The organism is uncultured Kordia sp. (assembly GCF_947489565.1).
Taxonomy (GTDB): domain Bacteria; phylum Bacteroidota; class Bacteroidia; order Flavobacteriales; family Flavobacteriaceae; genus Kordia.
Genome location: NZ_CANLEA010000010.1, coordinates 24,717 through 48,258 on the forward strand (window position 1 = coordinate 24,717; position 23,542 = coordinate 48,258).

A 23,542-nucleotide genomic window follows, 5' to 3' on the forward strand; every position below is an offset into this window, starting at 1 on the left:
ACTTCTTAGAGCTTAAAGAATTCTTTTAATTCCAGAGAATTCCTCTTTGAATTCAGTCGGTGTGCAATTTTTAATTTTCTTAAAAACACGATTAAAGTTTGCAATATTATTGAATCCGCATTCAAAAGCAATTTCAGAAATTCGATGATCGCCTTCAATAAGTTTCATGGAAGCGTGACTGATTCTAATATCATTTAAATATTCAATAAACGTCTTTCCCGTTCTACTTTTTATAAAACGGTTAAAGGACACATTGCTCATATTGACTAAGCTTGATACATCGTCCAATTTGATTTTATCTTTAAAATGATCGTTGATGTATTCATACACCAATTCTAAACGTTTGTTATTTTCAAAATTAGGTCTGTCTACGGCATAATTTGACAATAAAGTTTGTCCTTCGGAAGTTGCTAAATCTTGAAGTATGGATAAGAATTTTATAAAATAATCCATTCCTTGAAATTCAGATAAGCTTGAAATGCTATCGTACAGTTTCAGGCTGATTTCTTTGGAAAACAATATTCCGTACGAAGATCGTTCTAACATGTTTTTAATAGGTTTCATGATCTTTTTATCTAATAATCCTTGATGAAACAAACTGTCATGAAACTGTATGGTGATTTCATGAGCATTTTCATCTAATGATTCATCCGATAGCCAACCATGATGTAAATTGGGTCCTACCAACACGAGTTCTACCGCATCAATTTCCTCAAAACTATCTCCTACAAATCGTTTTATTCCTTTTCCATTCCGTATAAAATTGAATTCATATTCAGGATGAAAATGTATGGGATAATCGAAAATTTTCTTCTTTCTATCAAAAACAAGAAAGCTATCTTCTAAGGTTAAAGGTGTTATTTCTCGTTGTACATTTTTTAGTAAACGCATAATTTTTTATCAATTTTTTATCAATTTGACAAAATAGTACCATCAAAAATAAGAATGTCTACCTAACTTTGATCCTTTATTTTAAACAAATTATCAACATAGTGATCAAAAAAAACATATTTAATTACTCCAAAATCTTTATAATAGTATTAGTCGCGTTATCATTTTCTTCGTGTACTTCTTTATATGATGCTACGTATGCAAAACCACAACTCGTAGATCAGAAACTATCGAAAGAAACAAAAGTGCTTCACAAAAAACTATTCATGATCTCAAAAGCAGGTTTTGCCATTGGTCAACAAGATGCTACAGCATATGGTATTGGTTGGAAAAAAATTGGAAACGCAAATGTGTGGAGAAGCGATATGCACGACGTTAGCGGTAATTTTCCTTCCATTTATGGTTTTGATATTGCCAAAATAGAGTTTGATAGTAGTAAAAATATTGATTCCGTTGATTTTAATGTTATGCGGAATTTAATTGTAGAAGCACATAAAAAAGGTGGTTTAATCACAATTAGTTGGCATGCATACAATCCTGTAAATGATGCAAGTTCTTGGGACACCATTCCTGCGGTCAGCAAAATTATTAAGAATGGAAATTTGAAACCAAAATACAAAGCATGGGGAAAGAAAGTTGCTGACTTTTTAACATCGCTAGAATATAAAGGTCGAAAAATTCCTGTCATCTTTCGTCCGTTTCACGAAATGAATGGCGAATGGTTTTGGTGGGGAAAAGGACATTGTACACCCGAAGAATACCAAACACTTTGGCGGGAAACGGTACACATGCTTAGAGATGAATATAAAGTTCATAATCTCTTGTATGTATATGCGCCAAACAGACTTAAAAAGAATGAAGATTATCTAAAATATTATCCTGGTGATGAATATGTTGATATATTAGGTGTCGATATTTATGATTATAGCAGATCGGATGAATATGTAGTTTCGCTTAAAAATGATCTAAGTCTGGTAAAACGTGTTGCCACCGAAAAGAATAAACTGTACGCGCTTACAGAAACAGGATTGGAATCGGTTACAACCAACAATTGGTTTACGGAGACATTATATCCTAATATTAAAAATTCTGGAATATCTTGGATCTTGTTTTGGAGAAATGCCAATAGAAAACATCATTATATGCCTTATAAATTTCATAAAAATGAAGACGATTTTAAAAAGTTTCAGAGCTTGACAGAAACGCTTTTTTTGAAGGACTTAAATAACCTAAAATTTTGAAATATTTAAACACTGTAGATCTTTTAATTATTGCTTTTTATCTCTGTACGATCGTAGTTATTGGGATTGTATTACGAAAAAAGGCGCAACGCAGTAAAGACGATTATTTATTGGGCGGAAAATCCATTCCATGGTATATGTTAGGACTTTCCAACGCTTCTGGTATGTTTGATATTTCAGGAACCATTTGGTTAGTTACCTTAATGTTTGTGTACGGTATTAAAAGTGCTTGGATTCCTTGGTTATGGCCCATTTTTAATCAAATATTTTTAATGGTGTATTTATCCAAATGGCTTCGAAGGTCCAATGCTACTACTGGCGCCGAATGGATTGGGACACGATTTGGATTTAAAAAAGGCGCAAAACGCTCGCACTTGATTGTGGTGATATTTGCACTTGTTCTCTGTCTTGGTTTTTTAGCATACGGATTTATTGGTTTAGGAAAATTTGTAGAAATTTTTGTTCCTTGGGAACTTGTGAGCAACTATGTACCTTTTACCATAAGCCCAGAGTTTGTACCGCATTTCTACGGAATCATTTTTACCATATTTGCTGTCTTTTATTCGCTTTTAGGCGGAATGTCCGGTATTGTTTGGGCAGATTTTATACAATTTGCCATCATGACTATAGCTGCCGTTGTTGTTGGTTATTTAGGATATATGGCCGTGATAGATAACGAAGTTTTGGTTCCAGATGGATGGTTAAGTCCGTTTTTTAATTGGGAACTGAATATGGATTGGGTGAATATCATTCCTGAAGTCAATCAAAAGATAAAAGATGATGGTTTCAATCTATTTACCATTTTCTTTATGATGATGGTTTTTAAAGGTATTCTGGTAAGTTTTGCTGGTCCTGCTCCTAATTATGACATGCAAAAAATACTATCTACAAAATCGCCTTCTGAAGCTTCCAAAATGAGTGGTTTTGTCTCTGTCGTGCTAATGCCAATCAGGTATTTAATGATTGCTGGTTTTGCTGCACTGGCATTGATTTACTATGAAAAATTAGACTTAATTACAGCTTCTGGAGATGTTGATTTCGAATTAATTCTTCCGAGTGCTATCAAAGAATTTGTTCCTATAGGACTTTTAGGATTGCTATTATCTGGGTTGATCGCAGCTTTTATGTCCACTTTTGCTGGAACTTTAAATGCAGCACAAGCCTATTTAGTCAACGACATTTATCTAAAATATAAAAATCCGAATGCAAGTGCCAAGCAAATTAAGAATATGAATTACACTTCCGGATTGTTGGTCGTTGTGGTAAGCATCATTTTAGGGCTGTTTGCAAAAGATGTGAATTCTGTATTACAATGGATTGTTTCTGTGTTGTATGGAAGTTATGTAGCTGCCAATATTTTAAAATGGCATTGGTGGCGATTTAATGGAGAAGGATTCTTTTGGGGAATGACAGCTGGTCTTTTAGCTGCTGCTATTATTCCTGAATTATTCCCAGATGTTTTAGCGCTCTATTTATTTCCAATACTCCTACTTATTTCTTTGGCTGGATGTGTAATAGGAACTTATTCTGCGCCACCAACAGAAGAATCTGTATTGCTGGATTTTTATAAAAATGTAAAACCTTGGGGTTTTTGGAAACCAATCAAAGAAAAATTAATTGCACAAAATATTGAAGTAAAAGACACTTCAAACTTTAAAAGTGACATGTTTAACGTGTTTGTCGGCACCATTGCGCAAACCACGCTTGTCATCTTGCCAATGTATCTCGTATTTAACAAAACAACGCCTTTATTAATATCGCTATTGGTATTGGTCATTTGTTTGATATTACTAAAAAAATATTGGTGGAATACTTTAACAGAACGGTAATATAGAATCAATCATAATGCATACAAATAAAAACAGATTTGAACGCTTACAAAAAGAGCATGAAGAATTAATCACCAAGAAAAATGAAAGCACGTTCTTATCCAATGGAATATATACACGCTATAAATATCCGATTATAACCAGTGATCATATTCCAATTCATTGGCGATATGATTTGAATCCTGAAACCAATCCTAAATTCCTTGAACGTATTGGTTTTAATGCGACTTTCAATGCTGGCGCCATCAAATGGAACAACAACTATGTACTTTGCGTACGTGTAGAAGGCAATGATAGAAAGTCCTTTTTTGCGATGGCAGAAAGCCCAAATGGTATTGATAATTTTCAATTTTGGGACAAACCTTGCGTCATTCCTCAAATAGAGAATAATCCAGATACGAATGTTTATGACATGCGCCTAACAAAACATGAAGACGGATTTATTTATGGTATTTTTTGTACCGAACGCAAAGATCCAAATGCTCCAAAAGAAGATACAAGTTCGGCCATTGCAAATGCTGGAATTGTAAGAACAAAAGATTTACTTCATTGGGAACGTTTGCCCGATTTAATTTCGAATTCTGGTCAGCAAAGAAATGTGGTTTTACATCCCGAATTTATCAATGGAAAATATGCAGTATATACAAGACCTCAAGACGGTTTTATCAATGTTGGTAGCGGTGGCGGAATCGGTCTTGGATATATAAACGATATGAATCATCCTGAAGTTTTGGATGAAAAAATCATCAATAATAAAGTATATCATACCATTTACGAACTTAAAAATGGTTTGGGTCCTGCTCCAATTAAAACGGACAAAGGTTGGTTGCATTTGGCACATGGTGTTCGTAATACCGCTGCAGGTTTACGCTATACTTTGTATATGTTTATGACGGATTTGCAAGATATTTCAAAAGTAATTCATCAACCTGCAGGACATTTTATGGCGCCTATTGATGAAGAAAGAATTGGCGATGTGTCGAATGTTTTATTCTCTAGCGGTTGGATTGCAGATAATGATGGTGCAGTTTATATTTATTATGCTTCTTCAGATACTAGAATGCATGTTGCCACCACAACGATTGATACTTTAATTGATTATTGTGAAAATACTGCTGTAGATCAATACAAATCGCATCTTTCTGTAAATACGATCATTGATTTAATCGATAAAAATAAAGGTTTGTATTGATGACGGAAGCGTACAAAAATCTCAAATTAGAACTTCACAAAGAACTGCTTAACATTCTTCAGTATTGGGAAACACATACCATAGACGAAGAACACGGCGGTTTTGTGGGCAAAATTGATTTCTTTAACAATCATGTTCCAAAAGCTTCTAAAGGAATCATCCTGAACACCCGAATTCTTTGGGCATTTTCAGCAAGTGCGAATCACCTTAACACAGAAAAATATAGAACGCTTTGCGATCAATCCTTTGCGTATATTCAGACGTATTTTAAAGACACATATCACAAAGGAGTCTTTTGGGAAGTAGATTTTACAGGAAAACCTATCAACAAAAGAAAGCAAATATATGCGCAGGTTTTTACCATATATGCATTGTCAGAATACTACATAACTACAAAAAACGAAAGTGCAAAATCTTGGGCAATTGACCTTTTTAATACGATTGAAAAGTATGCAAAAGATACATTGCATGGCGGTTATTTTGAAGCTTTTCATGAAGATTGGTCTCCAATTAAAGACATGCGTTTAAGTAAGAAGGATTTAAATGCTTCTAAAACCATGAACACGCATTTACACATATTGGAAGCCTATACTTCACTTTTAAAAATTCATGACAGTATCGAGGTAAAAAAGGCGTTACGTTCTTTAATTCACTTGCTTTTTGACAAATTTTTAAATGTTGATTACAATTTTGAATTGTTCTTTGACGACCAATGGAAACTTCTAAGTCATTCCATTTCATACGGACATGATATTGAAGCGGCTTGGCTTATCATAGAAGCTGCAAAAGCGGTAGATGATTCCAATCTTATCAAAAAAGCAAACTCCATCGCGATACAAATTGCGGATAATTTTTTAGCGACTGCATTGCATAAAAACGGCGCTGTTCTCAACGAAAAAAATAGAAAAACCAACGAAATTGACACTGATTTGCATTGGTGGCCACAAGTAGAAGCCATGATCGGCTTAGATTATGCGTATCAACTTACTCAACATCAAAAATATATAGAAGCTTCGTTAAAAATATGGTCATATACTAAAAAACATATCATTGATCATACGCATGGAGAATGGTATTTTAGAGTTGATGAAAATAACAATCCATACACCATTGAAGACAAAGTAAGCATGTGGAAAGCTCCTTATCACAATGCAAGAGCTTGTATTGTTCTCAATACACAAACTTCTTAAATTGAATCGCAATTAGGTTAAATTTTACATTTTTTCAACCTCAACATTCCAAGCTATTTCATACGTTTTACCAGATTCCAATGTTTGCAAACCAATACCATTGTTAAAACTATTGGAAAGTCCAACGGTAGGTTCTATAGCAATGATACTTTTATCTTTTGGCGTGTAAAACTGTACAAAGTTTTTTATTGCATTTCCAACAATCGTTGCTTTATACGTTGGTGTTGTGAATCCAATTGTATCATCAAGCATTTTATACGCTGTATCAAACGGATGATCTTTCAATTGAAAAGGCATTTGCATTTCATGTGATGTTGTGCCATTAGTCAAACTTCTATCATCGCTTGTAGTGTATTCTTCTTCACAATTAAAATTGATCGTGCTTTCATATAAGTTTTCCGAATTAAAGTACGGATGCCAACCAATCGTAAACGGAAATGTTTTGATTCCTGTGTTGACCACTTTCATTTGTACATTTAAAGTAGTTTCTGTGAGTGTATACGTAACAAAGAAATCAAACGGAAATGGAAATCCCTGCGAAGTGCCATCATGTATGTATTGAAGCGTTACAATTGCTGCATCTGAAGTGACTTGTTTTTCAAAAAGTTCAAATTTTCGTGTGTATAACAATCCATGAATCGCATTGTTTTTTGCTGTTTCATTACATGGAATTTGATAGGTTTCACCTTCAAAAGTATAGGTTCCGTCTTCAATTCTATTGGCAAAAGGAAATAAAATCGCCGATGCTGAAGAATGATTGTACGGGAAATTCTCGTATTCTGAAATGATAGTTCGATCGTTTAGTCTAACATCAAACAATCGTGCACCTTCAACCAAGTTAATGGAAGCAGCTGATTTGTTATTAGTCCTTGTAATGGTGATAAGATGGTTATTTTCTTGTATTTGAAACACGCTGTGATACTTTTATAAATCCGAGATCGAAAATACTACGAAACTCAGTATTGAGCGCATACAATAATGACTTTTTTTGTACGGATTTGTTGGTTGCTGATTGCTGATTGCTGATTGCTGATTGCTGATTGCTGATTAAGAAAAACATTTTTCAATTTAAAGACGTCAGATCGAGTGAAATTCTGCTAAGAATTTAGTATCGAGATCTACTTTGATTTTATAATGATTTTGATTTCAGAGTACTTCTCGATACAATTCGCTTTTACGAATTACTCGAAGTGACGTTATGAAGTTCAAAAAAAGTAATCAAATCTTCACAATTTCATTTTTTAACGCAAACACTACCAAGCCAGCAGTATTGCGGACATTGAGTTTGGACAGCAGATTTTTACGATGTCCTTCTACCGTGCGAAAACTGATAAATAACTGCTCACCTATTTCTTTGGCGGTATATTCTTTACAGATCAATTCTAACACTTCTAGTTCACGTTCTGATAAATCGTGTATGACAGTCGTTGGTGTTCCCTTGCCTTTGTACATCATGACTTTCCGCATGATATTCGTAATTTTATTATTGAAATAATAATCGTATTCCAACACACTTTCAATGCATTCAATCACCTCATCAGAACTAGCATTTTTCATCAAATATCCATTCACGCCCAATTCAATCATTTTAATAATGTGGCGTTCTTCTTGATGCATGGTGAGAATGACAATTTTCATGTCTGGATATTTTTCCAAGATAATTTTTGCCGTTTCATATCCATCCAAAACGGGCATACGAATGTCCAATAGTACGACTTCGGGTTTAACAACAGCATTGTGTAAAGCGTCCAAAAATTCCTGTCCGTCAGAAGCTTCTAGTATAATTTCCTTGTCACTTTCATCTTGAAAAATGGCTTTAATTCCTTCTCTAAAGAGCAAATGATCGTCTACTAATGCGATGTTTATCATGTGTTTTCTTTGTTTAAATGAAGATGGATTATTGTTCCTTCGTCAATAACTCCCGAAACGACTAATTCTGCACCCATAATCTGTGCGCGATCATATATATTTCGCAATCCTGCTCCTTTTTGAATCGTTTCTGGGTTGAATCCTTTTCCGTTATCTTTTAAATGTAACTGGAAGTTTTCTGTATTATTTTCAATGGTGATATCAATATTTGTGGCTTCAGCATGTTTGATAATGTTTGTTAGCAATTCTTGAATGATACGATATAATGCGAGTTCTTGAGAAAAGCCCAATCGTTGTTCGTCTCCATTCCATTCATAATTTATAATTATACTACTCGATTCTGAAATAGAATAACACAAATCGCTAATGGCTTCATGCAACCCAAAATCTTCCAAGGTTGGCGGCATGATATTATATGAAATTTCGCGAACTTTTTTTAGCAAATGATTCAGCTGATCGCGAACATTTTGTGATTTTAAAACCATTTCTGGTTGATCAGCTTGCTCTTTTTTGATGCGTTCAACACTCAACAAAATGGTAGAAATTCCGCCACCAATTTCATCGTGTAAATCTGCTGCAAAGCGTTTACGTTCTTCATCTTGGATTTTGATAGCGCTCTGTAATAATTGTTGCTGATGTATGATTTTCTGTTCTTGCAATTTCATTTGCTGCTTGAGCAAACGTCTTCTGTAAATAATAACAAATCCTACAATGGCAAGCGCTAGGAAAAACATTCCTAACATGCCAATAAATAGTATTAACGAAGTTCCTTCTTGTGTTTCAGTAGCCATAAACCAATTGAGATGAAAAGATAATGAATCATAATGAATATCCCATGCAATGCCCAAGCTTCAAAATATTCAATAAGCGGAATTTCCAACAAAAAATTATTCGTCACAAATAATAAAAAAGCGCCTGAAAAGTAGATTAAAACTGCGGCATTGATCCAAAAAACAGGATGTGTTTCCAAACGTCGAATCGATTGGTCTACAAAGATTTTGTAAAACCAACCGATTGCGAAACATAGTAAAAATGCGCTTTCCACAGTTTTGCTATACGAATTATATACATCTAATGGTTGCCATAAGAATATATTGATAATGGAAAATGTGATGACTAAAAATATAGAACTTACAATTAGTTTTTTAACCAGTTTATTATCAAACAATCGCATATATATGAAACTCCAACAGATATATTCTACAATGGTATACAAATGTGAAATCACCATATTATTGATGGCTTGTCGGTGCAAAATATTTCCTATCAGCGCAAAAATTCCTGCGCTAACCAGTAACAATGCAATTAATTTAAACGTTGTATTGAAGCGTTTGTACCGAAAAACGATAGTGATTAACGGTAACAAAATAAACAACTGTGCAATGTTTAAAATAGAAAATAAAGCAGATTTGGAAAGCAGATACATATACAATTATTCTTCATGATATAACGGACTATCTACAGCACAGGTTGTTATAGAATTTTTGGTGCAGAGCGAAGTACTATTTACATACATTTCTTCAATTTTTCCATCTGCATCTTCAGGAAAAATATCAAATCCTTCTTCATTTACGCCTACAAGAATAATGCGTTCGTTTCCTTCTTCATCTAAACCAAAATATACACGAATATCGTCTGTTCCAAGTTGTTTGTATATTTCGACTAAATCTTCTTTTTTAAATAGTACCGATTTTAAATTGAACAATGTTTGCCAAGCTAGTGTTGATGTTCTGGCATCTGCAACTGTTATTTGAAATCCTTCAATATTACATTTATCATCGGTACTTGGCGTTCTATCACCATCACGTGGTGCACAATTTTCGGTTCCAATAATTCCCGGACCAGTATTAGAATACAAATAACTACTTGTATCACAGGTTCGCGGACAAGGCATGGTAAAATCATAAATTCCCGTTCTGATTTCGTTTTCTGGTCCGATTCCTGAATCCTTTGGAAGTAAAGAAATAATGTCTCTATTACTTTCATTCACTCCGACGACTATCATATCAGGACATTTAGTATCTCCATCTTCTTTAATTCCCATATAAAAACGTACAGCAACGGCTTGTTTTTCATCCAAAATACATTCAATATCATTTCGGTGAAATAAAAATGCTTTTAAATCATTTACTTTTTGCCATGATTTTGCATATTCGTCTACAAGACCAAAAGGAGTTAGGTCATAATTGTTAATTGGTTCTAAAGCCATAATTAATTGTTTTTAAATTTAACACTAAAGTATTGAAAACAAGAAAATTAAAAATAAGTATTTCTACGTATTTACATTCTTAAAATACGTAATATAGTTCAAGTAAAAGCTATCTTTTATATCTTTAGTCAGCATACTAATTTTGAACCATATCAATTTATTAGTAATGACGTCAAAAACTAATTGATAAAAAAACTAACAATTATTAATCATTTAAAACCTTAAAATTATGTCAACTTATTGCGGAACGATCACTTCTAGTGGTCAAATTACAAGTAATAACAACTTTTCATGTCAATACGATTCTGGACAGCAAAAGTATACTGTAAGTTATAATGGAAATGTTGCGGCCGGAGCTTCAGTAGTTGTATCTCCAACGCAACAAATTCCTGGATTAACTTATATGTTATATCCATATACAAATGGTTTTACGCTACAAGTATTTCAAGATGCTGGTGGTGTGCTTACACCTGTTGCGAGTAGTTCTAACTTTATCGTGAAAGAACTCTAATCATTCAAAATTAATACGTAATGAATTCCTTTATTTCGCTATGAAGTAAAGGAGTTTTTTTATGACTGAAAGTTTACTCACCCAAAACGCCTGTTTACTCATTGTTGGTTTCTTTATTATAGGATATGTGCTTTTTTTGAATTGAATTTAAAAGCGAACCATCATGAAGCATCCTGAACTTATAGTGAAAATTCCTGAGCCTTGTCATGAAGATTGGAACAAAATGTCTCCTACTGAAAAAGGCAAGTTTTGTCAAGTCTGCACTAAAGAAGTTGTAGATTTTACTGCAAAATCTGACGAAGAAGTATTACGCTACTTATCTAATAACGGAAATATTTGTGGGCGTTTCCATGGCTCACAACTCAATAGAACACTGATTGCCGATAGAAAAAAACGAAATCATTGGTTGTCGTATGCAGCTTCACTCCTATTGCCAATGACTTTATTCTCACAAGAAACAAAAATCTCTGAGCAAAAAACTACCAATACAGAACAAATAGATACGTCTGGTTTTAAATCATTAAAGATAAGTTCACTCGATAGAAAAACAAATCGAAATACCAATGTGCAAAATGATTCTATCACTGTAAATGGTACTATTACAGATGATAGTGGATTGCCACTTCCTGGAGCTTCCATATTTATTAAAGGAACAGGAAATGGAACAACAGCAGATTTTGATGGAAATTATAAAATAAAAGCACGTAAAAAAGATCAGTTAGTTTTTGCGTATGTTGGTTTTAATTCGAAAACTATAAAGATTAAAGAATCAATTATAAATGTCCAACTCGATGGCACCTCATGTGATTTTCTTGGCAAAGTTGTCACAGCAGGACCTAATGAACGATATCGAAGTAAATTCACTAAGAAATCATATTCAAAAACTCCAGAAGAAATTAATGAACGTGAGCAACGTACTCAGAATTATTTTGCGTTTCAAAGAAAGAAATGGTTAGACAAGCGTGCAAAACGCCGTGAAGAGAGACAAACTAAAAATAACCACTAATCTTCTAGTTATGAAAGATTCTAATCTGATTGTCCAAATTGCTGAACCTTGCCATGAAAACTGGAAAAACATGTCTCCTACAGAAAAAGGACGATTCTGTAAAGCGTGTACAAAAGAAGTAATCGATTTTACAAGCAAAAGTGATGAAGAAATTATAACACATGTCAACAATCATGGAAATGCTTGCGGTCGTTTTTATGCTTCGCAATTGAATAGAAAACTCATTGCCGATAGAAAAAAACGGAATCATTGGTTATCGTATGCAGCAACATTATTGCTTCCGATGACTTTGTTTTCACAACAAACAAAGTCTGCTGAAAAGAAAACTTCTAAAACAGAGCAATTAGATACCTTAAAATTTAAAACACTACATATAAGCGCACTCAACAGAACAAAACCAATTGCTCAAAAAGAGAAGTCTACAAAAACTATGACAGTAATTGGCACTGTACACGATGATTCTGGAATACCACTTCCGGCTGCTACCGTAATTGTAAAAGGAACTACTACAGGAAAAGCTACCGATTTTGACGGAATATTTTCAATAAAAGTAACTTCTGGAGACATTTTAGTAGTTGATTATGTTGGTTATAAAACGAAGGAAATTAAAATACTAGCGGATGTCTCTGAATATAAAATTGAGATGATTCCAGATGAAAATGCATTGCTAGAAGTTGTGGTAGTTGGCGGTTATCGTAGTTGTGATACTACTTCGTATCCTTCAACCCATATTGAAACTGCAGAAGCGAAAGTGCTTAAAGAACGTACTAAAAACTATTTCGAGTTTCAAAGAAAAAAATGGAAAGAGAAACGCGCGCAACGTCGTGCAGAACGTGCTGCTAGAAAAGCAGAAAAACAAGCTAACAATAACTAATCTTCTATGTATGAAACATCCTGAACTTATCGTAAAAATTCCTGAACCTTGTCATGAAGATTGGAACAAAATGTCTCCGACTGAAAAAGGTAGGTTTTGTAAAGTCTGTACCAAAGAAGTCGTTGATTTTACCGCAAAAAGTGATGAAGAAATTATCAATCATTTTAGCAATCATGGAAACTTATGTGGACGCTTTCAGACTACACAACTCAATAGAAAACTAATTGCAGACCGGAAGAAACGCAATCATTGGTTATCCTATGCTGCAACATTACTGTTACCGATGACTGTATTTTCGCAAGGCAAACCCAAAATGACTGAAAAGGTTACAAAAACGGAGCAATTGGATACGTATAACTTTACCCGATTGCATATAGGTTCTCTCGATAGAAAAGCTAAAAAGAAGATTCAAAAAGATACACTCTCCATCACAGGAATCATTTTGGACGAAACTAAAATACCTTTTCCTGGCGCAACAATTCAAATAAACGGAACCAATACAAAGACTTCCACAGATTTTGATGGAAACTTTTCACTACAAGTGACTGTTGGAGATATTCTATTGGTAAGCTATGTAGGTTGTGAAAGTCAAGAAGTAAAAATATTAGCAGATAAAACAGTCTACAAGGTAATTTTGAAGCCAGGAGAACCTTTAGAAGAAGTTATAGTTGTGGCTGGACAAGCTGTAAAACTTAGTGGTGTTGCGGGAGCTGCGATTGCTATAGATGGAGATAAACTTACAACTAATCAAGAAAAAAAGAAGTCAATTATTACTTCTTTAAAAGAAAGTTTAAAAAAAATAAAACCAAAAAAAGCTTCAAAAAATAAGAAAGAATAGGCACCAATTATTCTGTTAACAAACTATGTTTTCTTCTTAAGAATGGCTACATTTATGCGTATTAAATGTGACTTTTATCTGTGAAAAAAATAATCTTCCCCATAATTCTTTTTATTGTACAGTCTTCTCTGTGTCAAGCGCCAGTTAACATAAATATTGAAGAAACACTGCAAAAAATTCAAGAAACGGATAATGATTCTGTGAAAAGTCAGGAATACTTTAAGCTTTCTGAAAAGTCAGATTTCACCAAAGATTATAAAGCACAACTACAATATGCAGATTCTGCTTTAAAATATGCCAAACGTGCCAAAAGTCCTGTGCTTCAACTACAAGGCATGCAAGCGCAAATACTAAATGCGCTGATAAAGAACGATACTGCACGTGTTTCTAATTTATACAAAGAACTATTTTTCGTTGCAGAAACCAACAATGTGTCAAATTTGAATGAAGTATATGTCATAAATAAACTCAGACATGCTTCGTATTTAATTCGCCATAAAGATGCAAGTTCAGATAGTATTTTGGTGATGTACAAACAAATTCTCAAAGATTTAGAAGGTTCCGAAAAGTACGATCTGATTACGGAAGTCTTAAGCAGAACTTCATTATTACACAGAAATCGAAAAGAAATTGGGAAAGCACTAAACTACAACAAACAAGAAGCCATTTTTGCCGAAAAATCAAAAGATCCGTATCTCGTTGCAGCAGCAAAAGTTACAGAGCTCGATTTGTCATATCAGCTAATTCCGCGACCGATAAAAGCGGAAGATGTAAGACCATTGATAAAAAAAGCACTTATTGCCGAAAAGTTTATGGAGAAACATGACATTCTGAACATTTTAATGTTTACACGACTCTATTTGGCAAAGTTTTACATTCATGAAACAAGCTATGCAAAAAGTGAAGAGATTCTGCTAGCCATTAGCGATTCTCTGCCAAAAAATATTGTATTCTCAAAATATGAGCAATTGTGCGAGATTGCAAAATCGACCAACAATTTAGAAAGCTACAGAAACTATACACTAAAGTTTAAACCTATTGCGTATGCAACCAATCGTGCGTTTGTTTCCTTAAATGTGCATAATTTTCTATTGGATTATTCCATCAAAACAAAAGCAAAAGATTCTGCCAATTATTATGCTTCACGACTAGAAGAAAACTTGGCAAAGGTTGATACGACACAGTTTTTGGACTATTTATATTTTACCTATGATGTATTGGCAAAGCATTATACAACGGCTGATAAAGACAAAAGTATTCAATATCAAACCTATGCGAACAATATCAATAGAAATATCATAGAAAATCAAAAAGAAGCCTTTGTGAATATTGTAAAGTATCGTGAAGAAGTTGAAAATTTACAAGATGAAAACACAAGTTTGAACGACTCTGTATCATTTTTAGAGAATAACTTCGTACTGCTTTCTATATTGAGTATTGGTTTATTAGCCTTGTTAGTTTTTGTGTATAAAAAGTACAAATCGAGCGCGAAGGAAAAAATAGAAGTTGAAAAGGAAAAAGAAATCATCGCACAAAAAGTAGCACGCAAAAGCATTTTACTGCACAACAAGCAAAAAGTATATTTAGATGATATTACGTATATAAAATCAGATCGAAATTATGTAGAAGTGCATACTGCCGAAAAAACAATTGTCGATCGAAGTACGTTAAGTGAAATTGCCGAACAATTGCCTCCAAATTTCATTAAAACGCATCGTTCTTATATTGTGAATAAAAACAAAATAAAGTCCATTAGCGGAACCGTTTTGTACATACAGCCAGATATTGAAATTCCAATCTCAAGAACGTTCAAAAAAAATGTAGTTTCTTAATTCTTTCTAGGAATTCAAAGAAAATTAATCTTCCGAAACAATAATAAGAACTTCAAAAAGTTATATTTTTACAGCTAACTATGTCTGCACAAGACATACGACAATTAAAATACCACAATGAAGAAACTTTTATACACGTTTTTAATTCTGACTACCATCATACTTTGGAGTTCTTGCCGAAAGGACTTTGTAACTGTACCAAGCTCTGGACAACTTCAATTTTCAAAAGATACAGTGTATTTAGACACTGTTTTTACTAATATTGGTTCTAGTACGTACAATTTAAAAGTATACAACCGAAGTGATGAAGATATTCGCATTCCAACCATTCAATTGGGCGAAGGAGAAAATTCAAGATATCGCTTAAATGTGGATGGAATTGCTGGAAAAGTATTTCAAGACATAGAATTATTAGCGAATGACAGTATGTTTGTTTTTGTGGAAACAACCTTAGATATCAACGATTTTTCTGGTGGGAATCAATTTTTATATACAGATGCCATTCAGTTTGATACTGGAAGTAATGAGCAAAAAGTAGAATTGGTAACACTTGTACAAGATGCTGTTTTTCTTTATCCACAACAATTTGACGATGGTACGATTGAAACTTTATTACTTGGTGTAGATGAAGAAGGCAATGAATCACGCGTAGAAGGTTTCTTTTTAGAAGATTCTGAATTGAACTGGACCAATGAAAAACCGTATGTTATTTATGGATATGCGGCCGTAGGACAAAATCAAGTTTTAAATATTGATGCTGGCGCACGTGTGCATTTTCATGCAAATTCGGGTCTCATCGTTGGAAATTTAGGTTCGTTACAAGTCAATGGAACATTAAGTACAACGGAAGATCTTGAAAACGAAGTTATTTTTGAAGGCGATCGTTTGGAACCTAGTTTTGCGAATGTTCCAGGACAATGGGGAACGATTTGGCTTACCGATGGAAGTACAAATAACAATATCAATTATGCAACCATAAAGAACGCTTCGGTAGGAATCTTAACAGAAAATAGTGATGATCCAGACAATCCGACTCTAACCTTTAACAATTCTAAAATATACAACAGTGCTACCGTAGGTTTATTAGCGCGTACAGGACATGTAGAAGCGAATAACTCAGTTATTGGAAGTGCAGGACAAGCTTCTTTATATTTGAATTTAGGTGGAAAATATACATTCAGACATTGTACGTTTGCAAACTACTGGAGTAATAGTTTTAGAACAGTTCCAACTGTTTTAATAGATAATTTCTTGGATCTTGGTAACGGAACTGTGTTTACGGCAGATTTAGAACAAGCGAATTTTTCTAATTGTATTATTGATGGAAATAATAGCATTGAACTACTATTCAATCAAGTTGAAAATGATTCTTCTATTTTATTAGAATATAACTTTAAAAACTGTTTGATTAAGTTTGATGACTTTAATGATCGTTTTCTCAATGATCCTTTATATAACTTCAATGATCCAACTATGGATAACTTTGAAAATATTTCATTGGTTATGAATTCAAATACAATTGACTTTAAAAATACAGATACTGGCGAATTCAATATTGGAGAAAACTCAGCCGCCATTGGTATTGGAAATACATCAGCTATTCCTGCAGTTCAAAGTGATCTTCTAGGCAATCCTAGAACAAATCCTTCGGATGTAGGCGCGTATAATAATGCTCCTTTTGGGGACGATTAATACATTCAGCTAAAAAACATACAATACACCGAAAAGAATCATAAATATAGTTCGCTATTTTATGATTCTTTTTTTATACGTATATTTAGGAGAACTTATTAACGAAACAAAGAATAATTAAACACAAAAATTAACGACATGATTGAGATTATTTTTAAGATTGCCTGTTTAGCTGCCGGAATCTTACTAGGATTAACAGCACTAGACAAACTAGATGGAGAAAGCAACTTCTTTAATGATATTGCAAAAAAACTCATGCCTTTTACAACTATGATTGGTGGTGGTATTTTAGGATTGGGAATTTACTACCTACTTCATTTTGATCATTTAATTTTCAATATACTTGCGATGGCTGCCGGTGTATTATTATTAACACACGTACTGAGTCAAGTACCAAAAATTGGAGATACGCTCGTAAAAATTTCTAAAACGTTGATGCCTTTTAAAGTAATTGTTGGTATAGCATTGCTAGTATTAACAGTATTACGCTTTTTAAGTATTCATCCGTTAGGATAAGAAGAAATTACTGAATTACCACTTTTTGTACAGTTTTGGTAGTTGTGGTGCGAATTTCTACAAAGAACAATCCACTAGAAAGTGAAGAAACGTCCAATTTTGTTTGACCGTTTTGTTCTTTTTGAACAAACACTTTTCTTCCCAAACTATCAAAAACTGTCACCGTATACGGTTCAGAAACTGTGGTAGCTATCATAATATAATCCGATGCAGGATTTGGGAAAACGCTGAATTGTTCGGCGTTTTCTTCGTTTATACTCAAAGTGCTTCCTTCTATAATGGTCATAGTCTGATTTGCTGAAACATTATTCAATGTATCTACCAATCCGCTTGGCCAGAAAATTTCTAGCATATCTATAGTTGTGTCTGTTCCCAAGCCAAAAATTTCTGTTGCCGAATTCTGTCCTAAAAAAGCTTCCCCGCACAGAATATATCTGTACATCTCTTGTCCATTAACCGTCGCTTTTATCTTTGCGCCAATTCCAGCTTTATTGCTCGTTGTACCTTCCAACTTTACTTTCAGCCAGTTATTTGTACCACCAGCATTTCTCCATAACGCATGATTTTCTGGTGCTTGATTTACCACGACAAAATCTTGATAACCATCATTGTTAATGTCTCCAATGGCATTGGAAAAACTTGTAAACGTATCGTTGGTAAAGCCTGCCGATGTCGGAATTGTATAATTGTCTATAGCATTGCACTCATAAAAACCAGAAGTCAACAAGCCAGAGGCTGTATTATTGATCATGCTGCACACATACAAATCTAAATCTGTGTCATTGTCTGCATCAAAGAAATTTGCGCCCCAACCAATACTATTAAAAATAGTCCCTGAAGTTGAAGCGATATCTGTAAAAGTACCGTCGCCATTATTTTTTAATAAATGATTTCCTTCTACAGTATTGGTTACATAAATATCCAAATAACCATCATAATTATAATCGTCAATCGTAGTAGACATCGCATTTGCCGCAACACCAGCTCCAGAAGACGCACTTACATCTGTAAACGTACCATTTCCGTTATTTTTATATAAAATATTGGTGTTTGCAAAACGATCGTTTGAAATGTAGATGTCTAAATATCCATCATTGTCATAATCAAAAAAAGAAGAACAGAACGATAAATGACCTACATTACTAATGCCTGCAATGAGTGAAACATCTGTAAATGTTCCGTCACCATTATTTCTGTATAATTTATTCGGAATGATTTTAGCATCGTCTTTATTGCTCAAAAACAAATCTAAATCGCCATCGTTGTCATAATCTCCAAAAGAAGCGCCGTATGTAAATAATATAGTCGTGGGAATTCCCGCAGCAAGGGAAACATCTGTAAAATTAAAGCTTCCGTCATTATTGTATAATTTATTTGCGCCATCCAAACGTGCTACAAACAAATCGTTATCGCCATCATTATCATAATCAACCCATAATACCTGTTTCGAATGTCCCGTAACAGTCATATTAAAAGTTTCTTCTACAAAAGTGCCTGAATTGTTTTTAAAAAATCGAACCGGAAAGTTCCCTTTACTCGCAAAAGTAATATCGTCCCAACCATCATTATCGTAGTCATAAAAACTAACGCCTCCAAGTTGTGTGCTAAAGCTTCCTGTGATGTTGATCCCTAATTCAATCGCTTTTTCTTCAAAAAGTATTTGCGCGTGTACAAGGGGAAAATATAGAAAAGATAAGAGTACAATCGTGTAATTTTTCATATCTGCAACTTTTGATAGAAGCAAATATAATAAATCTTAATTTTATGTTAAAAAATTACACGATTGTTTATTTTTTATGAATTATGCTTGAAATAAAGGTTTATCAGACATCATTGTATTTACTTTGAATGCAATGTTTTCTAATTTTCCTTCGTCTTCAAAATTTGTAATGGCTTCATCAATATATTCTACAATCAATGCCATATCGTCTTCTTTTAAACCTCTAGTGGTAATCGCTGCCGTACCAACACGAATTCCAGAAGTTACAAATGGACTTTTATCATCAAAAGGAACCATGTTTTTATTCACCGTAATATCGGCAACACCTAAAGCTTTTTCAGCTTCTTTTCCTGTGATGTTTTTGTTACGTAGATCTATCAACATCATGTGATTGTCAGTTCCTCCAGAGATAATATTATATCCTTTTGCTACAAATGCTTCTGCCATTGCTTGTGCATTTTTTTGAACTTGCAAAATATAGTGCATAAATTCATCGGTTAATGCTTCTCCAAAAGCAATTGCTTTTCCGGCAATAACATGCTCTAAAGGTCCACCTTGATTTCCTGGGAATACTGCACCATCTAACATGGAAGACATTTTACGCAATTTTCCGTTCTTTAATGTAATTCCGAAAGGATTTGGAAAATCTTTCCCCATCAAAATTAATCCTCCACGTGGTCCACGTAAAGTTTTATGTGTCGTTGTAGTTACAATATGACAATGCGGAATTGGATCGTTTAAAATTCCTTTTGCAATCAATCCTGCTGGATGCGAAATATCTGCTAACAATAATGCATCCACACTATCAGCAATTTCACGGAAACGTTTAAAGTCAATATCTCTTGAATATGCAGACGCACCAGCAATGATCATTTTTGGTTGTTCTTTCGTTGCAATTTCTTGAATCTTATCATAATTTAATACACCAGTCTCCTTCTCTACTCCGTAGAAAGTTGGCGTATATAATTTTCCTGAAAAGTTTACTGGAGAACCATGTGTTAAGTGACCTCCGTGAGACAAGTCGAATCCTAAAATCTTATCTCCAGGCTTCAAACATGCTGCAAAAACTGCTGTATTTGCCTGACTTCCACTATGCGGTTGTACATTTGCATACGCAGCACCAAACAATGCTTTTGCACGTTCAATGGCGATAGTTTCTACCTCATCAACGACTTCACAGCCGCCGTAATAGCGTTTCCCTGGATAGCCTTCTGCATACTTATTAGTTAATACAGAACCTACAGCTTCCATGACTTGTTCACTTGTAAAATTCTCCGAAGCGATTAACTCTAATCCTTCAATTTGTCTCTCTTTTTCTGCTTGAATTAATTCAAAAATTTGTTCGTCGCGTTGCATTATTTTGACTCTATGTTAATAAAAACCAAAAATATGATTTAGATTCCATAACTCATATAGAAAACTCATATATTTGAATAGATATAACAAAATTTTTAAAATTATAAATATTCCACACAACTATGCCAGATACAACCAATAATCCCAACCGAAGAACTTGGCTAGAAGTCCCTGACAATAGTGATTTTCCAGTTCAAAATATACCATTTGGAGTTTTTCTTACTAGAGATGACGTGATTACGATCGGAACCCGAATTGGTGACTATGCCATTGATTTAGGCGCTTTGCACCAATTAGGATACTTTGATGGAATTCCATTAACAGACGATATTTTTCTTCAGGATAGTTTAAATGATTTTATCTCTGACGGAAAGAAAACATGGCGTTTGGTACGTAATCGCATTGGAGACATTTTTGATGCTGATAATGCCAGTTTACGTGACAATGCTGAACATAGAAATACCATTATTTTTACTTTAGATGAAATAGAAATGCAATTGCCTGTGCAAATTGGTGATTATACAGATTTTTACTCTAGTATTGAACACGCTACCAACGTTGGTGTCATGTTTAGAGGAAAAGAAAACGCATTGATGCCAAACTGGCTTCATGTCCCAGTTGGATACCATGGAAGAAGTTCTTCTATTATTCCTTCAGGAATTCCAATTCACCGTCCACAAGGGCAAACTTTGCCAGCTGGAGCAGATGCGCCTATATTTGGTCCTTCAAAACGTGTTGACTTTGAATTAGAAATGGCGTTTATCACTACAGATGCCAATCATTTAGGAGAACCAATTCCTATTGATGAAGCAGAAGATTATATTTTTGGAGTCGTATTATTCAATGATTGGAGTGCGCGCGATATTCAAAAGTGGGAATATGTGCCATTAGGCCCTTTCTTAGGAAAAAGTTTTGCTTCTTCAATTTCTGCTTGGATTGTAACGATGGATGCTTTAGAACCATTTAGAGTTGAAACACCAAAGCCGTTAAAACCACAATTAGAGTATTTACAATACACGGGAAAGAAAAGCTATGATGTACATTTAGAAGTTGGAATTACGCCAGAGAATGGTGAAGAAACGATTGTTTCGCGTTCTAACTTTAAATATATGTATTGGAATATGGCGCAGCAACTAACGCACCACACCGTAAATGGTTGTCCTGTAAATTCTGGTGATATGATGGGAAGTGGAACACTTTCTGGAAAAACGCCTGATTCGTACGGTTCTATGTTAGAATTATCTTGGGCAGGAAAAAATCCTGTGAAATTAAATGATGGTTCTGAACGTACATTTATCAATGATGGTGACACGGTAACGATGCGCGGACATTGTAAAAATGAGCATGTGCGTATTGGTTTTGGAGAAGTGACTTCAAAATTATTGCCTGTTTTTGAACCGAAGAAGAAATAATTCTTTTAACACAATATTATTTTTAAAAGACCAGACTAAATGTCTGGTCTTTTTGATTTTACACCTTTTCAACTACAACCTTTAATTCGATAATTACGGGCGTTAGTATCCGTAAACACTGTAGTTTTTAAATTTTATCTATGTAAAATTGTGCATTCAAAAACATAAAAATATTTAATACGCATCGACATGAAAAAACAAATATTGTTTGCATTATTTACACTATTCATAGTTTCTACAAGTGTAGCTCAAATGGGCATGAAAAAAAAGATGAAACAAGCTAAATTATTAAAAGAGAAAATCCTATTAGTTCCTGTAGAAGATTCTGATTTTGGACAACGATTAAAAACCGCTGTACAAGAAAATTGGACATTTAATAAAGAGATCAAGTTTGTTACTAAAGAAGAACTAAAAGTGTTTAGGAAAAATAAAAAAGAACGTGATGCATATGCTTACTTAGATTATACTTCATCTCCAAAAATTGGAATGTATCCGGGAAATGTTATTAAAGTAAGTTTTTTAGGAGAAGCAAGTCCTATATATTATACAGCCGTTTCTACTGAATATGCCAGAAATATATTTGGAAAGAATGCTTCAAAAGTAGTAGCTACAAATAAAAAAAAGGATTTTACAAAAGCTGATTTATTATTTGCCGTAAAACAATTGCAATTAAACATTGATTCTTTTACTAAGTATAAAAAAATGAAACGAAAAGAAATAATGAAAGCATACAAAGAACAGTTAAAAGGAGTATCTGTTTTAAAAAATAAAACACTTTTAATTGATGCAAATACTTTTACAAAAAAAGCCTTGAAGAAGTTCGAATCAATGTATAAATATGAGTATGAAATCGTAAGCAAAGAAGTAATTGACGATGCTATCATAAATAGTTATGAAGATAAAGCATATATAAAAGGAATTGCACAAATACAACCACCCATGCGAAAAAGTAAAAGTATACTTTCTGACGATGGTACGTTATCAATGATCTCATATAGTGTTTATGATTCTGCAACTAATGAAGTTATTTATGTTTTTGTTCCATCAAATGGTATCAGTATCTCAATAAATCGTGTAAAAAAGAAAATTACATTCAAAGATTTGAAACAATTCATAAAGCTAATCGATTAAAAATTTGTAGATATTATATACCTAAAAAATAAGATCGTCTACTAGTAGACGATCTTATCAATCAATGCGTATTAATAAGCACAAAATGCGCTCATAGAACAATTTAACGGATTGATAGTCGCACACGCTGCACGTATAACCGAAGTCGAAACGGTTGATCCACCTAATACTGATGTAACTTCTTTATTAGACAATTCAGCGACAACTGACTTCTTTAATTCTAACATATTTGA

21 protein-coding genes are annotated in these 23,542 nt (G+C 33.7%); 13 read left to right on the forward strand and 8 right to left on the reverse strand.

Annotated elements, in window-relative coordinates:
• Window positions 1–12 precede the first annotated feature (12 nt).
• Window positions 13–891, reverse strand: a complete 879-nt coding sequence (locus Q0845_RS14500) for an AraC family transcriptional regulator (RefSeq protein ID WP_298514529.1) — start codon at window positions 889–891, stop codon at window positions 13–15.
• A 101-nt stretch (window positions 892–992) separates the two neighbouring features.
• On the opposite strand from Q0845_RS14500, the gene Q0845_RS14505 reads away from it, so the two are divergent.
• Genes Q0845_RS14505 through Q0845_RS14520 form a run of 4 tightly spaced genes read left to right on the forward strand, consistent with a single transcriptional unit; the run spans window position 993 to window position 6,343 of the window.
• Window positions 993–2,132: a glycoside hydrolase family 26 protein gene (locus tag Q0845_RS14505; protein WP_298514531.1), complete on the forward strand. Its 1,140-nt coding sequence runs from the start codon at window positions 993–995 to the stop codon at window positions 2,130–2,132.
• Window positions 2,129–3,961 (forward strand): sodium:solute symporter family protein, encoded by a 1,833-nt coding sequence (locus tag Q0845_RS14510; RefSeq protein WP_298514533.1) that lies wholly within the window; start codon window positions 2,129–2,131, stop codon window positions 3,959–3,961. The genes Q0845_RS14505 and Q0845_RS14510 overlap by 4 nt, the downstream gene beginning before the upstream one ends.
• A 16-nt stretch (window positions 3,962–3,977) precedes the next feature.
• Complete coding sequence (locus Q0845_RS14515; RefSeq protein WP_298514536.1) at window positions 3,978–5,153, forward strand: glycosidase; 1,176 nt, start codon at window positions 3,978–3,980, stop codon at window positions 5,151–5,153.
• Window positions 5,153–6,343: an AGE family epimerase/isomerase gene (locus tag Q0845_RS14520; protein WP_298514538.1), complete on the forward strand. Its 1,191-nt coding sequence runs from the start codon at window positions 5,153–5,155 to the stop codon at window positions 6,341–6,343. Before Q0845_RS14515 ends, Q0845_RS14520 begins: the two co-directional genes overlap by 1 nt.
• 24 nt (window positions 6,344–6,367) lie before the next feature.
• On the opposite strand, the gene Q0845_RS14525 is transcribed toward Q0845_RS14520, so the two are convergent.
• The 5 genes from Q0845_RS14525 to Q0845_RS14545 form a co-directional block, all read right to left on the reverse strand.
• Window positions 6,368–7,255: an aldose 1-epimerase gene (locus Q0845_RS14525; protein ID WP_298514540.1), complete on the reverse strand. Its 888-nt coding sequence runs from the start codon at window positions 7,253–7,255 to the stop codon at window positions 6,368–6,370.
• A gap of 306 nt (window positions 7,256–7,561) precedes the next feature.
• On the reverse strand, window positions 7,562–8,212 hold the full coding sequence (locus tag Q0845_RS14530) for a response regulator transcription factor (protein ID WP_298514543.1): 651 nt from the start codon (window positions 8,210–8,212) through the stop codon (window positions 7,562–7,564).
• Window positions 8,209–9,003 (reverse strand): ATP-binding protein, encoded by a 795-nt coding sequence (locus Q0845_RS14535; protein WP_298514545.1) that lies wholly within the window; start codon window positions 9,001–9,003, stop codon window positions 8,209–8,211. Before Q0845_RS14535 ends, Q0845_RS14530 begins: the two co-directional genes overlap by 4 nt.
• Window positions 8,970–9,512 (reverse strand): hypothetical protein, encoded by a 543-nt coding sequence (locus Q0845_RS14540; protein WP_298514547.1) that lies wholly within the window; start codon window positions 9,510–9,512, stop codon window positions 8,970–8,972. Before Q0845_RS14540 ends, Q0845_RS14535 begins: the two co-directional genes overlap by 34 nt.
• A gap of 132 nt (window positions 9,513–9,644) precedes the next feature.
• Window positions 9,645–10,421, reverse strand: coding sequence for a hypothetical protein (locus tag Q0845_RS14545; protein ID WP_298514549.1), 777 nt, complete (start codon window positions 10,419–10,421; stop codon window positions 9,645–9,647).
• Between the two features lie 229 nt (window positions 10,422–10,650).
• Here Q0845_RS14545 and Q0845_RS14550 point away from each other — a divergent pair, with 229 nt between their 5' ends.
• The 7 genes from Q0845_RS14550 to Q0845_RS14580 all read left to right on the forward strand — a co-directional run bounded on the left by Q0845_RS14550 (window position 10,651) and on the right by Q0845_RS14580 (window position 17,690).
• Entirely contained in the window at window positions 10,651–10,932 is a 282-nt protein-coding gene (locus Q0845_RS14550; protein ID WP_298514551.1) for a hypothetical protein, read from the forward strand.
• 163 nt (window positions 10,933–11,095) lie between these two features.
• On the forward strand, window positions 11,096–11,938 hold the full coding sequence (locus tag Q0845_RS14555) for a carboxypeptidase-like regulatory domain-containing protein (protein ID WP_298514554.1): 843 nt from the start codon (window positions 11,096–11,098) through the stop codon (window positions 11,936–11,938).
• A gap of 10 nt (window positions 11,939–11,948) precedes the next feature.
• Window positions 11,949–12,812, forward strand: a complete 864-nt coding sequence (locus Q0845_RS14560; RefSeq protein ID WP_298514556.1) for a carboxypeptidase-like regulatory domain-containing protein — start codon at window positions 11,949–11,951, stop codon at window positions 12,810–12,812.
• A gap of 10 nt (window positions 12,813–12,822) precedes the next feature.
• Window positions 12,823–13,650: a carboxypeptidase-like regulatory domain-containing protein gene (locus tag Q0845_RS14565; protein WP_298514559.1), complete on the forward strand. Its 828-nt coding sequence runs from the start codon at window positions 12,823–12,825 to the stop codon at window positions 13,648–13,650.
• Window positions 13,651–13,730: 80 nt separating this feature from the next.
• A complete protein-coding gene (locus Q0845_RS14570) occupies window positions 13,731–15,482 on the forward strand; it encodes a LytTR family DNA-binding domain-containing protein (RefSeq protein WP_298514562.1) in 1,752 nt (583 codons plus the stop codon).
• A 117-nt stretch (window positions 15,483–15,599) separates the two neighbouring features.
• On the forward strand, window positions 15,600–17,174 hold the full coding sequence (locus tag Q0845_RS14575; RefSeq protein ID WP_298514564.1) for a hypothetical protein: 1,575 nt from the start codon (window positions 15,600–15,602) through the stop codon (window positions 17,172–17,174).
• A gap of 138 nt (window positions 17,175–17,312) precedes the next feature.
• Window positions 17,313–17,690: a hypothetical protein gene (locus Q0845_RS14580; RefSeq protein WP_298514567.1), complete on the forward strand. Its 378-nt coding sequence runs from the start codon at window positions 17,313–17,315 to the stop codon at window positions 17,688–17,690.
• A gap of 7 nt (window positions 17,691–17,697) precedes the next feature.
• Here the strand turns inward: Q0845_RS14580 and Q0845_RS14585 are convergent, their stop codons facing one another.
• Together Q0845_RS14585 and glyA are read right to left on the reverse strand one after the other, a co-directional pair.
• The gene (locus Q0845_RS14585; RefSeq protein WP_298514569.1) at window positions 17,698–19,410 is read right to left on the reverse strand and encodes an FG-GAP-like repeat-containing protein; all 1,713 of its coding nucleotides are present in this window, start codon (window positions 19,408–19,410) and stop codon (window positions 17,698–17,700) included.
• Window positions 19,411–19,491: 81 nt separating this feature from the next.
• On the reverse strand, window positions 19,492–20,766 hold the full coding sequence (gene glyA / locus Q0845_RS14590; protein WP_298514571.1) for a serine hydroxymethyltransferase: 1,275 nt from the start codon (window positions 20,764–20,766) through the stop codon (window positions 19,492–19,494).
• A 122-nt stretch (window positions 20,767–20,888) separates the two neighbouring features.
• Between glyA and fahA the strand changes: the two genes are divergently transcribed.
• Entirely contained in the window at window positions 20,889–22,178 is a 1,290-nt protein-coding gene (fahA, locus tag Q0845_RS14595; RefSeq protein ID WP_298514573.1) for a fumarylacetoacetase, read from the forward strand.
• A 189-nt stretch (window positions 22,179–22,367) separates the two neighbouring features.
• On the forward strand, window positions 22,368–23,309 hold the full coding sequence (locus Q0845_RS14600) for a hypothetical protein (RefSeq protein WP_298514575.1): 942 nt from the start codon (window positions 22,368–22,370) through the stop codon (window positions 23,307–23,309).
• Window positions 23,310–23,542: the final 233 nt, after the last annotated feature.